Here is a 13,950-nt window from a genome sequence, read left to right as displayed (position 1 = left end):
GTGGATCGGTCTCCGCGCCGCCGATGCGTTGCACCGACGGGCGTCCGATCGCGCGGGAACATCCGTTTCCCGAACAGCTGACCGTCTCCGCGACTTAGCGGAGATCCTTCACGCCTTTCTTTCCGGCGACGGTCTTCTTGGGGCCCTTGCGGGTCCGTGAATTGGTCTTGGTCCGTTGCCCACGCACCGGCAGGCCGACACGGTGACGCATTCCGCGGTAGGATTTGATTTCACGCAGACGGCTGATGTTCTGCGTGACCTGGCGACGTAGCGGACCTTCGACCGTGTAATCACGTTCGAGAAGTGCCGCGATCTGACCGAGTTCGTCTTCACCCAGGTCGCTGGCCGCGCGAGTCGGATCGACACCCAGCTTTTCACACGTTTCACGTGCCGTGTACAGTCCGACGCCGTACAAATACGTCAACGAATACTGGATTTGCTTGTCGTTTGGGATGTCGACGCCCAACAAACGGGGCATGGCGAGACTCCTGCAATAATCTTCTTCAAGGGAATGCAACTACACACAATGCTTTTCGCCGGCGTTCTGGGAACGCGACCGTGCCGCCAGGGAGGATCTGCGGAAGGGTCGCCCTAAAATGCCCAAAAAGTGCTGGCCAAGAATCCCGGACTATAGCGAACGGTCCCCTTTTTGCTCAATGGCCACTGTCCGCTCTTTTTCAGGATTTTTGCGGGAAGCTTTTTCCCGCCTTGCGGACGTACCTTCGGAACTCCGTGGGGACGTCGTCGCGAAGCCCCGCCGGGACGCGTTCCCGCTCCATCACGCGGAATTCGCTCAAATCCAGCTCCACCCGGGTCTCTCCGTTCACCCCCGACCAGACCCGGGTCAGCCAGATTTCGTCACATCGCGGCAGCAACGCCGCGTAGATCTGCGCCCCGCCGACAACGAATCCCCGCTCGCCACCGATCTGGCCGATCGCCGCCTCCGGGCTCGCGGCGGTCTGCACGCCGGGGGCACTCCAGGCCGCGTCCCGGGTGATCACAACGGTGCGACGCCCCGGCAACGGGCGGCCAATGGATTCGAACGTCTTCCGTCCCATCAGCAACACGCCCCCCATCGTCATCCGCTTGAACCGCTGCAGGTCCTGCCGCAGCCTCCAAGGCATGTCGCCGTCGCGGCCGATCACCCCCGACGGGGTCGCGGCCACCACGGCGATCAACGGGTGCGTCGTCGTCTCCATCCGCCCTAAACCGCCACCGGCGCTTTGATGTGCGGATGTGGGTCGTAATCGACAACCTTGAAGTCTTCGAACCGGAATCCGTCAACCGACTCCGGTGACGAATGGATCACCATCTGCGGAAGCGGCTTGGGCTCGCGAGAAAGCTGTTCGCGGGCCTGTTCGAAGTGGTTCTGGTACAAGTGCACATCCCCAAAGGTGTGCACGAAATGCCCCGGCTCCAGATCGGTGACCCGGGCCATCATCATGGTCAACAGGGCGTAGCTGGCGATATTGAACGGCACCCCCAGAAACACATCGGCGCTGCGTTGATACAGCTGGCAGGACAACCGACCGTCGGCGACATAGAACTGGAACATCGTGTGGCAGGGGGGCAGAGCCATCGACGCCACGTCGGCAACGTTCCAGGCCGAAACGATCAACCGACGCGACTGCGGGTTGACCCGAATCTCGTTTTCCACCCACGCGATCTGATCGATGGTATGCCCGTCCGGCGTCGGCCAGGACCGCCATTGGTGCCCGTAGACCGGACCCAGTTCGCCATCCTCGTCGGCCCATTCGTCCCAAATTTTGACGCCCTTGTCATTGAGCCAACCGATGTTGGTGTCACCGCGCAAGAACCAGAGCAATTCATAGATGATCGAGCGGATGTGAAGCTTTTTGGTCGTCACCAGGGGAAACCCCTCGGACAGATCAAATCGCATCTGCCGACCGAAGAGCCCACGGGTGCCCACCCCGGTGCGATCACCGCGGTCGGAACCCGATTCAAGGATCTCTTCCAACAGTCGAAGGTATTGCAACATGGGAAGCCGGTGTCCGGATCAAACGGAAGCGTTGATCGCGTCCTGCAATGCGGACTTGGTGGTGTTCCCACCGCGGAAGCTGTGCTCGACCTCGCCGTTTTTGAACAGCAACAAGGTGGGGATCCCGGTGATGCCGAAACGTTGAGCCACGTCCGGGGCATCATCGATATTCAGCTTGCCGATCTTCGCGGATTGGTTTTCCGCGGCCAATTGGTCGATCATCGGCGCGATTGCACGGCAAGGTCCGCACCACGGCGCCCAGAAGTCGACCAACACGGGGCCGTCGGCATTGAGCACTTCCGACTCAAAATTGTCTTGGGTGAATTCGATCACTGCGTCAGAAGCCATCGCTGATGTCCTCGAAAGAATGAGAATGGGAGTGGTGGTAGGGGAATTCGCCAGCCGACCTTTCGCGAATTGTAGGTGTCCGACGACGGTCGGCCAACCAGCGGTCACGACGGTGACATTCCGACGCGGTCCCCCGACAAACGGAATTCGGCAAACTGAATTTGGCAACCGGCGGGCAACCCGCCCGCGAAAAGCGTGACTTGGGCGGCAAACCGTCCGAGAAACGTGTGCCGCCAAGGCAGTCCAGAAATCAAGTCTGGCAGTTCGGCCCTGCGCTCACTGCTGAACGCAAAACTCGGGCCAACTCGTCGATCAGGATCGCGGTCGCCCCCCAGATTTCGTGGCGACGACCTTCCAGATCGGCAACTTCCAGCGACTGATAGCCGAATTCAAAGTGGAATACTCCGTCACCGCTGGCGCGCTTACCGGTTCGAGACCGTTTTTTACAACAAACTCGCCAACGCTCCGGCTGAACCAGTTCCGTCAGCGGAATCTCGATCACCTCGTCCACTTCCACCGGATCGGGATCCCAGCGGTTCCACGGCCCCTGGGAGAGTAACACGATCGTTTCGACACGATTGTCGCTGGCGAACACATAGATCGGTGACAACCGTCCGATCGTTTCCACCCCACCCGGGTCGACGCCCAACTCCTCGCGGAACTCTCGCAACGCCGCCTGGTCGGCCGACTCACCGTCTTCGATCTTGCCGCCGGGGAGACAGATTTGGCCGCCGTGATGGCTGAGCGTGGTCGGGCGACGCGTCAGCGTCAGACACAACTCACCCCGATCGCCGTGGGGATAGAGCATCGCCACCACCGCCGCGGCGCGTGAGTGGATCCGCGCCGGTCCACGATGGCGTCCATACGCCAATCGGGGTCCGAACCGCGAGTGGGGACGCAGCTTTGGCCAACAGTCGGACAACGTCTGCAGCGCCTGGCGAGTCGCCGCGGCGAACGCGCTGAGCGATTCAAAGCCCAAGGAGTCTTGTTGCTCGGCCACGCGAATCCCCGCGTCGATTACACCAGGGTTTCAAGCAATCGACGCAATTTGCGCAGTTCGACACGATGATCCAGGCCCTCCAGCGGTGCCATGTGGACGGTCAACGCTCGATCGTATTTCTCGCGTTCCAACTGCGTGATCAATTTGCCGTAATCGACTTCCCCCTGCCCGACGCTGACCTGAAAGGCGTCCGGGCGCGTGTCACGCAGGTGGACGTTGCACACAAATTTCAAAATGTTGTCCAGGTTTTTCCCTTTCGCCGAACCGGTGATGTAAACGCTCGGATCCAAGGCGATCCCCAACCCGTCCACATTGTTGCACAACACCATCAGCGTATCCGGATCCTCGCTCAGACACCCCAATTGGCTCTTGACCGCCACGCGAACGCCTTCGGTTTCACCGATTTCCACCAGCTTCTGCAGGTGTTCGACCTCTTCGTTGAACGGTGTCCCCTGCTCCGCTGACGGGACCGTGATGGTGACCACCTTGGTGGTCTTGGCCAGCCAACTAAGCTTGGCGAACTGGTCGTAGTGCTCCGGCCCGGTGGTTCCCAATTGGACACTGTATCCGGAAATATCCAAGCGATGCGTGTGCCGCAGCAGCTGGATCGACCGGTCCATGTCCTCCAGCAACTCGCTCGGTTTGACATTCCCCGTTTCATGCAGCGCAATCTCGATCGCGGCAAATTCCAGATCGGAGAGCAGCTCGATCGATTCTCGCAGGTCAAGTTCCGGCCAACATTCGGTGGAAGCAGCGATGAACACAGGGGCGTCCTTTCAAATTCAACGACAATGAAGTGCGATCCGCGTCGACCGATGCGTCCATCTCGGATCGAGACCGGATCCGAGAAGCAACGACGGCAAGCCGACGCAAGGCGTGGCTTCGGCCGGTACGGCAATCGAGATGTTTTGGGAAAGCGTACCGACTGGGGCGAAGAGGGCAAAAGACCGGTTTCGCGTAAAAATTGCCACACCGCAGGGCTCGGATCAATTCGCCGGGTCGTCCCCGGATTGCCAGCAGTGAATGATCTCTTCCGCCACCGCCTGCGGCGTTTTCCCGTCGGTGCTGATCAAGACGTCCGCGGCCTCCCGATACAGCGGGTCTCGCTCGGAAAGCAGATGAGCCACCTCTTGTTCCGGCGACAAATCCGTCAACGCGGGACGTTTGTCCGAAGTGGTCCGGTCCTGTGAAATTCGATCGACCAATGTCTTGGCAGCCGCCGTCAGGCAAACACACCAGCCGGTTTCCTCGATCACCACCCGATTCTGCGGACGCAAAATCACCCCACCGCCCAACGAGACCACCTGGGGTGCGTCCGCCGTCCCCACCTGATCGGCGGCCACGGTGGTCAAACATTCGGTTTCTCGGTCACGGAATACCGCTTCTCCGCTATCTCGGAAGATCTCCTGGATGGTCTGATTGGAGATCCGCTCGATCTCGGCGTCCAGATCCACGAAAGTTCCCCCCGTTTGCTCCGCGATCATCTTTCCGACGGTCGTTTTGCCGGTTCCGCGATACCCGATCAAGTAAATTCGATGTGACGTCATTGAAGGTTGTTGTTCGCGATTGCGTTTTCCTGAGGAGTGTTTCGGCCGTGAGACGAACGACACCGCCGCCAAAGCGGACCCGATGGTTTCGACTGGCCGCCGTGTTGCTGGCCATCTCTCCGTTCGTCGCCGGTGAACTGTACCTCCGTGCGACACAGACCGTCGACTCCTCGGATTTGGCCGACGATCCGATTCTGGATAGCAGCCGTCTGACGCCATTGTTTGAACCTTCCGCGGACGGAAAACGCTGGGAAATCCCCGATTCCAGGCGAAATTTTTTTCAACCGGCTTCATTCCCCATCCAAAAGCCGGCCGACACACGACGGGTTTTCGTCCTGGGAGGCTCGACGGTCCAAGGCCGACCCTACGCGACCGAAACGGCGTTTGCCAAGTGGATGGAACTCCGCTTGCAAACCGCCGATCTCGATCATCACTATGAAGTCGTCAATTGCGGGGGCGTGTCGTACGCCAGTTACCGCGTCGCCCGCATCCTTGGCGAAGTGCTGCAGCATGCACCCGATGCGATTGTGATCTACACCGGACACAACGAGTTCTTGGAGGAGCGTAGTTACGCCACGCTTTCAAAGCCCCCCTCATGGTTCAGCCGGATGGGAAATCAGCTGCGTCTGGTTGCGGCGATCCGCCAGACGCTGCGTGGGCGACCGGACACCGAAGACCTTCCCCAGGAAGTATCCACTCGCTTGGACCAGCCCGGGGGTTTAGAACTTTATGTCCGAGACGAAGCTTGGCGGCGGGCCGTCGTGGAACACTTTGCGATCAATCTGCGCCGCATGGTTCAAGCCTGTCAGGCTGCGGGCGTGCCGTTGTACCTGTGCGTTCCGACCAGCGACTGCGTCAACACGCCGCCGATCAAAATCCAATCCTTGCCGCCGGGCGAAATCGACCGGCAACGCTTCGACCAGGCCTGGAGCCGCGCTTGTGACGGCGAATCGACCGACGCTGCACGACTGGCCGCCTGCAAAGAATGCTTGGCGATTGATCCTCACCACGCCGGGGCCCACTACATCGCCGGGAAGCTGCACTGGGACCGTGGCAATTCCAGCCTGGCCGCCGAACACCTGATCGCCGCTCGTGACGATGACGTTTGTCCCCTGCGTGCGACGACACCGATTTTGCAGCAGGTCGAGCAACTCGGCGACCAGCCGGGCCTGACGCTGATTCGCTGCGATCATCTGTTTGACCGCAGTGATGCGGCCGGCCGCCCGTTACCCGACGGTTTGGCCGATCCGTCTCAATTCGTCGATCACGTGCATCCGACGGTGAACGGTCACCAGGAAATCGGAGAACAATTGGCCACTGCGTTTGCCCGAGACTTCGGCATCGCGATGACCGAGAAGGCAATGGCCCGCTACCGCGAACAAGCCGAGCGACACCTCGCCACGCTGGACGAGACGTACTACGCACGCGGAAAACAGCGATTGGAAGGACTGCGGCAGTGGGCGTCCGGCCGGGCGGGCGAGCTGTCACTGGACTGATTCCCGCTGGACCGCCTTGCAGGGACAGACTCGCAACGCGGGAACAGACTCGCACGGTGGGGTTTCGTTTGTAGCGACACGTCCCGCGGAGACGGTTCAGGATCCGAGTTGCTCCAATTGTTCCCGCGCACGCTGCAGTGCGTCCTCGGCCCAGGGCTGGTCTTCGTACAGCGTGATGATGCTTTCGAGCAGTTTGCGTTGTTTCGGTTCCGGCAAACTTTGGGCGTCGTCGATGCGTTGCATCAATTCCGCCACGCGAGCATCTCGGCCACCACCCGGTGCGGTCGCCGCAAGTTGATCCAAACGCTCCGCTTCGAATTGCGCCAACTCGGTCAATTCGGTGCGTTCATCGTCGGCGGCAATGGAGGGGTCATGAAAGACGTTGATCCAATGCCGAAGTTTCTCGACGGACTGCTGTGGGTCGCTTTGCCGTAAAGACATCGCCTCCAGGAACGCCTGCTCATACAGCGGGCTCTCGTCCATCCGAAGTTTGTCTTTCAATTTCAATCGACGAATGACACTTTCGACCCGCTGTTCGGTTTGCAACCGCCGCATTTCTTCGGCCCGAGGGTGATCGGGGAACAGTTTCAAAAAGGATTCCAGGTCATTCTCGAACTCGTAGGACTCGCTCTGCCGGTCGCGTTGGTCGATGCGGGCCAGCAATTCGTCGGCATCGGGGCCGCGCAGCGAAACGGCCAAAAAGATGATGCCCGCAAGCAACGCGACCGTGATCGCGACGATCGACAAGGCACGCATCGTGTCGCTTTCACTCTGCTCGGACGACGAGGCAAAATGGCCTTCGCGAACGTCGCCCTCCGTGACCGTCTGAAAGTGAGTCTGTCCGATCGGCTCCGCCATTCTCGGTCCCGTCTCACGGGGCCTGCGATGCTCGGTGGCGGCCGTCCCAACTGCGGTGACCCGATCGCCGCCGCGCCCTTCGGTCTTGATCGTTCCCGCGGACGGATTGATCTGGGAGATGTCGGTGGCTTCGTGTCCCGGCTGCGGCATGCTCTCCAGGGTGTCGCCATAGGGCTGCCGGCCGCCGCGGGATTCATCGTCTGCCTGTTCCGCCGGTGACACGAATGCCGTGTCGTGACTGGCCCCGCCCGCGCCACCGGATCCCTCCTGCAACGTCTGCATTCGGTCCAGTCCGCCACGCATCGCTTTGAGCCGGTTCATCACGGCCAGCGCCGTTGGCGGCCGCTGGTCCGGTGATTTGGCCAACAACTCGTCCACAATCTGAACGATGTCTTCCGGCAAATCCGGATCCACCATGTCCAGCGGAACCGCCTCCTTGAACTTCAGCGCCGAAATGACTTCCGTGACGCTCTTGCCGCGGAAGGGCGGACGTCCGGCGAGCATCGCGTAGAGGACACAACCGAGCGCGTACAAATCCGTCCGCGGCGTGATTCCCCCGTCCCCGGCCTGCTCCGGCGCCATGTAGTCGGCCGTGCCCATCACCGATCCCAGGGCGGTCTGGTCATGGCCGAAAATCTTGGAGATTCCAAAGTCGACCAGCTTCACCGTCCCGTCCTTTTGGACGATCAGGTTGGCCGGTTTCAAATCTCGATGAATCACGCCAAAGTCGTGCGCGTGCTTCAGCGCCCCACAGACCTGGATCGCGATATCCAACGACTGCTTCCAAGGGATCCGTTTGTCTCTCCGGATCATGTCCTGAACGGTTTCACCGTCGACGAATTCCATCGAGTAGAACAGCATCCCCTGCTCTTCGCCGTAGCCGATCAGCCGCACAATGTTGGGATGCTTGAGCCGTTTGAGTGTTTCGATCTCCGCGTGAAAACGGCGTCGGAACCGCATTTCGTCGGAGACCTGGGTGGCGATCAGCTTGACGGCCACCTGTTCGCCCGATTTTTCATGTCGGGCCTGGTACACGGTCCCCATGCCGCCACGACCGAGGGTTTCGCCGATCCGGTACGGGCCGAGGAATTCAGGAGGCTTCATGTGGCAACGGCAAAAAGGAAGAGGAGGCTGCGGGAGCGTTCATTCTAGCGAGCCGGCGTCCAACTCTGCACCCACTCGTTCCCGGGCTCCCGCCCGGGAACGCACGGCAGGCTGGCTCCGCCAGCCCCCTCCAGGTCTCGACGACTCGCGTCTCAAACGCGGCAGGCGGAGCCTGCAAGACAGCCGGTTCCAAGGCGGGAGCCTTGGAACCAGGGGGGGGCGCGTTGCTCAACACATCTCTCGTTCCCGGGCTCCCGCCCGGCAACGCACTGCACGCTGGCTCCGCCAGCCCAACAGGCGGAGCCTGCAAGACAGCCGGTTCCAAGGCGGGAGTCTTGGAACCAGGAGGGGGCGAGTTGCTCAACACATCTCTCGTTCCCGGGCTCCCGCCCGGGAACGCACTGAAAGCTGGCTCCGCCAGCCCCCGGCACCGCACCCGTCAACGCTCCAAAACTCCGATACCGCTGCAACGAGCCGATTCGCTAGGATTGGGCCCATGGCCAGCACAGCCCCCCAACCCGAACCTCCGCAACAAGCGTCCCGCATCGTGGGACGACGCTGGTGGTGCATCGCGATTTTGGCGGCACTGCTTCCCTGGCTGAGCCAACCGCCGTTGGGTTGGTGGCCGATCGCGTTCATCGCCGCGATTCCCATCTTGCTCGCCTCGACCGAACCGGCGCCTCACCGGAAACAGATGCTGGTGCTGTACGCCACGGTGGCCGCCTACTGGGCGCTCACCCTTCAAGGTTTGCGTCACGCGCACCCGGCGATGTACTTGTGCTGGCTGGCTTTGGCCGGCTACCTGGCAGTCTACCCCGTGCTGTTCGTGGTCGCCCTGGGCCGGATATTGCGTCAGGGCATTCCGATGATTGTTGCCGCACCGATCCTGTGGGTTGGCATGGAGTGCCTGCGGAACTACCTGTTGACGGGAATCTCGGCCGTGATGCTGGGGCACACGATGGCAGATGTCCCGATCATGATTCAGATTGCCGACCTAGGCGGAAGCTACGCGGTTTCCTTTGTGTTGGTCGCGTGCAACGTCGCCTTGTTGACGGCTTGGCAAGCGGTGATGTCCCGCCGGAGGAGTTCATCGGCGGAACCTCTGCCGCATCCGATGCCTCATCCGGTCCTTTCGGTGACCGTCGCCGCGATCCTGTTATCGGCAACCCTGCTTTATGGTCGCTTCCGGCTGCAGCAGCCGACGGATCCGTCCACCACCACCTTGGCTTTGATTGGTCGCAATGAACGGGTCGAATACGGCCAGGATCCGTCCCGGGAGCTTGAGCTTTTTGACGCCTACACACGGCAATCCATTGAAGCCGTCCGCAACAGTGACGTATCGATCGACGCGGTGGTCTGGCCCGAATCGATGTTTACCGGCACGCTGCCGTGGATGATCGGCGGCAAAAACGCGGAACTCGCAAGGCAGCAGGGGCTGCGACCACAAGAGTTTGAAGCGCTGGTGCAGGAACGACGTGACGCCTTTCGACAACGTGCCGCGGCGGTGCAGGCGATGTTGCAACCATCCCGTCCCGCCGACCCGCCACTTCCGGCGCCCGATTTGGTGGTCGGCTGTGGCGTCGTCGACTATTCCGATGCACCCCGCGTTTACAGCGGGATCGTGCACATCGGCAAGCGGGGCGAGGTGCAACAGTGGTACGGGAAGACGCACTTGGTGATGTTCGGCGAGTATGTCCCGTTGATTCCCCATCTGCCTTTGGTTCGCAACTGGGTGCCAGACGGACTGGGAGTGACCCCCGGCCCCGGCCCGCAAGCATTCGACATCGGCAACTTGAAGGTGTCGCCCAACATCTGCATCGAAACGGCCGTGGAGCGAGTTGCAATCAATCACCTCCGCCGCCTGGGCGCGACGACTTCGATCCCCGATGCGATCGTGACGGTCACCAACGACGGCTGGTTCGATGACTCCAGCATCATCACGCACCATCAACGTTGCGCGCAGTTGGTGGCGGTTGCTTGCCGCCGCCCCATCTTGTCGGCTGCCAACAACGGCCCCACGGCTTGGATCGACAGTTGCGGCAGGGTGATCGAGGCGTTACCCCAAGGCGCCGCGGGGTCGGTGATCGCATCGCCCCGTCTGGACCGTCGGACCAGCCTGGTGATGGTTCTTGGCGACTGGCCCGCCAGATTTTGCGCGGTGCTGTTTGTCGGCCCGTTGCTTTACCGGCGGAGGAAGTCGGCCAGGACCTGACGGGTTGTGATTGTTCTCGGACGCGGCAGGCGGAGCCTACCAGACAGCCGGTTCCAAGGCCGGAGCCTTGGAACCAGGGGGGCGGTTGCTCCGTGACTCTCGTTCCCGAGCTACCGCCCGGGAACGCACGGCATAGCTGGCTCTCAAACGCGGCAGGCGGAGCCTGCCAGACAGCCGGTTCCAAGGCGGGAGCCTTGGAACCAGGGGGGCGCGTTGCTCAACACAACTCTCGTTCCCGGGCTCCCGCCCGGGAACGCACGGCAAGCTGGCTCCGCCAGCCGCCCAACGATTCTGCAGCCCGGAGCCTTGGCACAGGGGCTCAGGCGGTCACGAACCTGGCTTCACTCAGACGCTTCTTCGTTTCCGCCATCAACGCGTCTTCGTCCGCCTCGGTTTCCGCGACGTAGGTGACGCTGAAGCGAAGATACGAGCCGGCGTCATCCCACGGGACGGTCACCACACCCAGTTCTTCGATCAAAAAACGAGTCGCGTCCTCGGCTTTGTCAAACTTCTCGCCCGATTCGGTCCCGGTCGGCGCGGGCGTGTACAGAAAATACGTTCCGCCCGGCATCTGGCAATCAAAGCCACATTCGGTCAACACACCAACCAGCTTCTCCATCCGACGCTTGTACTTGGCATTGATGCGCTCGGGGATCGAGTCGTCATCGAGTGCCGCGGCCGCCGCCTTTTGCGTCGCGATGAATTGTCCACTGTCGCTGTTGTCCTTGACGTCAGCGAACGCCGAGACGATTCGCTCATGACCGGCAACGAATCCCATCCGCCAACCGATCATGTCGTAACCTTTGCTCATCGAATGGACTTCCACGCCGACGTCCATCGCTCCGGGCACTTGCAGGAAGCTGGTGGGCGGACCGTCAAAGGTCAGCAGGATGTGCGCGGCGTCGTGCACGATGATGAACTCTTTCTCCTTCGCCAGCGCGATCGCCTTGGCAAAGAACTCCGGCGTTGCCAAACGTCCGGTCGGCGAGTTCGGATAGTTCAGTACCAGCATCTTTGTACGCCGGTAAATGTCATCGGGCACGCTGTCCAAATCGGGCAGAAAATCATTCTCTGCCAGCAACGGCAAGCGAAACACTTCACCGCCGTAGTAACGGGTGTGCGTGCCGGCAACCGGATACCCGGGGACCGTCATCATCGTCACGTCACCCGGGTTGATGAAACATGCCGGCAGCATCGCGTAGGCCGGCTTGCTGCCGATGCAGTGATTGATTTGCGTATCCGGATCCAGGGACACACCGAAGCGTCGCTTCATGAACCTGGCGGCGGCGTCCTTGTATTCCTTCACGCCGTTGTCGGCGTAGCCACGGTTCTCCGGCTGGTTGATCTCTTGCTGCATGACGCGGCGTACCGATTCGTCCGCCATCGAATCGTTTTCACCGATGCCGAAATCCAGCAATTGACGATCGGGATGCGACTGCAATGCCCGACGCTTGGCCCGCTTGATCTTTTCAAACTTGTAGATCTCGGTGCTTTTTCCGTAGTTCGCGCCACCGATCCGCTCGGCGAACAGCGTCTGGAAGTACGGGTCTTTGGTTTGAGCTTCGGTCACGGTAGACATGTCAGGTACAACGAAAGGGAAACGAACAAGAGGCGCCATGCGGGTCTTGCCCCCCGGCCAATCAGTCGATCGGTCAATCGGTCACCGGGTCCGCTCCGACCAGGGGCGAACACCGCGTTGGGGGCGCAACATGGGCCGCAAATCATAAACGCGGAACGGAGTTTTCGCGAGTGAGGCAAGCGGTTGGAACAGGCTCAGGCCCGCCCCCGCCACCGCTCCCGCCGTTGGGCGACGCTCAGGACGACTCGGCCATGGCGGGGGAAAATGCCCGGCGGCGAACCGCTTCGGCAACTTCCTCGGTCGCTCCCAAGTAGCCGCCCATTCCGAACCGGACGTCCGGATGCCGATCGGCCGCCTCCCTCACTTGGCCGGCGATGGCATCGTACAACCGGCCGTGAAAAAGCAAATGAGGCTGCACGAGCACGGTTTGCGTCCGACTGTCGCTGGCCACTTGATCAAGCACCTTCGGCAAACGCGGTTCCGCCATGGCGTAGAACGCGACCGCATGGTTGGAGAAACCCGCGCGACGGGCAGTGACTTCGCCAAGCACGCGCATGTCGGAACCGGCACAGGGATCGTGGCTGCCGCGTCCCACCATCACCAATGTCACCGATTCGCGCCGGTCGACCGACAGGTCGGATGCGGTGTGCGTGATTCTCTCCACCAACAGGTCCACGATTGACGGGGCACGCGAAAGCGGCTCCGACTGGCTGTGGATCACGCCCGGCGTTCGCTCCGCACACGCCGAAATCTCGGCCGGGATGTCTTGGCGGGCGTGACCGGCGGCAAACAGCAGCAAGGGTGCAACACGGATGTGCGTCGCCCCGCATTGAACCAGTGAATCCCAAGCTTCCCGGATCGTCGGCTTCTGAAACTCCAGCAACGCCGGCGCGACGGGCAGCGGCGCAACGCGCCGCGCCAGCACATCGGCCAGGGCGAGAAACTCCTCCGTTCCCGTTTCGTCCCGTGTCCCGTGTCCGATCAACAACAGGGCGTCAGGTTCTGTCGACACGCGAAGGTCCGGTTCAGGTCTTACTGTCGCCGCTTTCTGGCCGGCTCACTGGACGACCGTGGAACCACCGAATCCGGCCGATTCCAACGTCGCGATGGCGGCATCGGTACTGAAGCCCTGTTTGTAGGTCACGATGACCTGCGGGTTATCAATCACCCCTTCTTCTTTTTGCGGGGCCAACGCCACTTCGATGACATCGTCCCGCTTTTCCAAGTTCTCTTTGACGCTCGGGTAGCACGCGAACGGACAGTGCATTTCGGGCACGTTCAGCGTGACCGACGCCGACTGCGTTTCGGCATCCGACGGCACCTGCTTCTCAATCGTCGCAACGGACGCCGGCGATGTCTCGGGACCGGACGCGTCGGCCGGTGGCTCAGCGGGGTTCATGGCAATGAAGAACATGATTCCTGCGGCCGCCAAAATGGCGATTCCGTAAGCGATTGATCGCATGGCAAAGGATCCCAAGGAAAGGAGTGGAGGCAGGTTTGTGGGCGGGCAACACGGCAAGCCGTCTGAAAAATCTTCGCCGCAACTTTGACGAAGGTTCACCGGGCGACTGGCTGCCGTCAACGGGCTGCAGAAACACGACCGGCTGCATGAATAGTGTGACCGATCGACCGGCAGCGAGGCAATCCAACTAATGATTGGTGGTTTGGGGCGTCGGGGAAACCCTCCCCGACGGATTTTTCGCTCCGACGGTGCCAGCTTGCAGGCCCCCGGCCGGGATCCCGGAGACGAGATCAACGTCGTCACCGTCACCAGACGGTGGCCGGGCCTGAACCGTTGGGGGCCTGA

The 13,950-nt window shown here is 61.4% G+C and carries 13 protein-coding genes; 2 read left to right on the top strand and 11 right to left on the bottom strand.

The genetic code is table 11. The features are described from left to right. Positions 1-94: 94 nt before the first annotated feature. The 7 genes from rpsM to FYK55_RS21115 form a co-directional block, all read right to left on the bottom strand. Positions 95-466 carry a 30S ribosomal protein S13 gene (rpsM, locus tag FYK55_RS21145; protein ID WP_150078629.1) on the bottom strand — a complete coding sequence of 124 codons (372 nt, stop codon included), beginning with the start codon at positions 464-466 and terminating at the stop codon, positions 95-97. Positions 467-677: 211 nt separating this feature from the next. After that, on the bottom strand, positions 678-1,199 hold the full coding sequence (locus tag FYK55_RS21140) for a dihydrofolate reductase (RefSeq protein ID WP_150078538.1): 522 nt from the start codon (positions 1,197-1,199) through the stop codon (positions 678-680). Positions 1,200-1,204: 5 nt separating this feature from the next. Further along, positions 1,205-1,999: a thymidylate synthase gene (locus FYK55_RS21135; RefSeq protein ID WP_150078536.1), complete on the bottom strand. Its 795-nt coding sequence runs from the start codon at positions 1,997-1,999 to the stop codon at positions 1,205-1,207. 18 nt (positions 2,000-2,017) lie between these two features. Continuing rightward, complete coding sequence (gene trxA / locus FYK55_RS21130) at positions 2,018-2,347, bottom strand: thioredoxin (RefSeq protein WP_150078534.1); 330 nt, start codon at positions 2,345-2,347, stop codon at positions 2,018-2,020. A 250-nt stretch (positions 2,348-2,597) separates the two neighbouring features. Next, positions 2,598-3,347 carry an NUDIX hydrolase gene (locus tag FYK55_RS21125; RefSeq protein ID WP_150078532.1) on the bottom strand — a complete coding sequence of 250 codons (750 nt, stop codon included), beginning with the start codon at positions 3,345-3,347 and terminating at the stop codon, positions 2,598-2,600. Positions 3,348-3,364: 17 nt separating this feature from the next. Then, entirely contained in the window at positions 3,365-4,111 is a 747-nt protein-coding gene (locus tag FYK55_RS21120; RefSeq protein ID WP_150078530.1) for a sugar phosphate isomerase/epimerase family protein, read from the bottom strand. A 222-nt stretch (positions 4,112-4,333) separates the two neighbouring features. Then, a complete protein-coding gene (locus tag FYK55_RS21115) occupies positions 4,334-4,894 on the bottom strand; it encodes a shikimate kinase (protein ID WP_161604663.1) in 561 nt (186 codons plus the stop codon). 47 nt (positions 4,895-4,941) lie between these two features. On the opposite strand from FYK55_RS21115, the gene FYK55_RS21110 reads away from it, so the two are divergent. After that, complete coding sequence (locus tag FYK55_RS21110) at positions 4,942-6,390, top strand: SGNH/GDSL hydrolase family protein (protein ID WP_161604662.1); 1,449 nt, start codon at positions 4,942-4,944, stop codon at positions 6,388-6,390. A gap of 96 nt (positions 6,391-6,486) precedes the next feature. Here the strand turns inward: FYK55_RS21110 and FYK55_RS21105 are convergent, their stop codons facing one another. After that, on the bottom strand, positions 6,487-8,352 hold the full coding sequence (locus FYK55_RS21105) for a serine/threonine-protein kinase (RefSeq protein WP_150078524.1): 1,866 nt from the start codon (positions 8,350-8,352) through the stop codon (positions 6,487-6,489). 496 nt (positions 8,353-8,848) lie between these two features. Here FYK55_RS21105 and lnt point away from each other — a divergent pair, with 496 nt between their 5' ends. Beyond that, entirely contained in the window at positions 8,849-10,564 is a 1,716-nt protein-coding gene (gene lnt / locus FYK55_RS21100; RefSeq protein WP_161604661.1) for an apolipoprotein N-acyltransferase, read from the top strand. Positions 10,565-10,883: 319 nt separating this feature from the next. On the opposite strand, the gene FYK55_RS21095 is transcribed toward lnt, so the two are convergent. The 3 genes from FYK55_RS21095 to FYK55_RS21085 all read right to left on the bottom strand — a co-directional run bounded on the left by FYK55_RS21095 (position 10,884) and on the right by FYK55_RS21085 (position 13,605). Continuing rightward, the gene (locus tag FYK55_RS21095; protein ID WP_150078520.1) at positions 10,884-12,143 is read right to left on the bottom strand and encodes an LL-diaminopimelate aminotransferase; all 1,260 of its coding nucleotides are present in this window, start codon (positions 12,141-12,143) and stop codon (positions 10,884-10,886) included. A 235-nt stretch (positions 12,144-12,378) separates the two neighbouring features. Then, entirely contained in the window at positions 12,379-13,155 is a 777-nt protein-coding gene (locus FYK55_RS21090) for a sirohydrochlorin chelatase (RefSeq protein ID WP_235908863.1), read from the bottom strand. Positions 13,156-13,200: 45 nt separating this feature from the next. Beyond that, positions 13,201-13,605 carry a heavy-metal-associated domain-containing protein gene (locus FYK55_RS21085; protein WP_150078518.1) on the bottom strand — a complete coding sequence of 135 codons (405 nt, stop codon included), beginning with the start codon at positions 13,603-13,605 and terminating at the stop codon, positions 13,201-13,203. Between the last annotated feature and the right edge of the window lie 345 nt (positions 13,606-13,950).

Origin of the sequence: Roseiconus nitratireducens, from assembly GCF_008629675.1 — a bacterium.
Classification (GTDB): Bacteria; Planctomycetota; Planctomycetia; order Pirellulales; family Pirellulaceae; genus Stieleria; species Stieleria nitratireducens.
Note: the sequence above shows the minus strand (reverse complement) of the source record. Positions and strands in the feature narration are given on the sequence as shown.

Excerpts from the sequence above, each read along its gene's own strand:
- FYK55_RS21140 (WP_150078538.1), bottom strand. The coding sequence starts at position 1,199 with ATGGAGACGACGACGCACCCGTTGATCGCCGTGGTGGCCGCGACCCCG.
- FYK55_RS21135 (WP_150078536.1), bottom strand. The coding sequence starts at position 1,999 with ATGTTGCAATACCTTCGACTGTTGGAAGAGATCCTTGAATCGGGTTCC.
- trxA (WP_150078534.1), bottom strand. The coding sequence starts at position 2,347 with ATGGCTTCTGACGCAGTGATCGAATTCACCCAAGACAATTTTGAGTCG.
- FYK55_RS21115 (WP_161604663.1), bottom strand. The coding sequence starts at position 4,894 with ATGACGTCACATCGAATTTACTTGATCGGGTATCGCGGAACCGGCAAA.
- FYK55_RS21105 (WP_150078524.1), bottom strand. The coding sequence starts at position 8,352 with ATGAAGCCTCCTGAATTCCTCGGCCCGTACCGGATCGGCGAAACCCTC.
- lnt (WP_161604661.1), top strand. The coding sequence starts at position 8,849 with ATGGCCAGCACAGCCCCCCAACCCGAACCTCCGCAACAAGCGTCCCGC.
- FYK55_RS21095 (WP_150078520.1), bottom strand. The coding sequence starts at position 12,143 with ATGTCTACCGTGACCGAAGCTCAAACCAAAGACCCGTACTTCCAGACG.
- FYK55_RS21085 (WP_150078518.1), bottom strand. The coding sequence starts at position 13,605 with ATGCGATCAATCGCTTACGGAATCGCCATTTTGGCGGCCGCAGGAATC.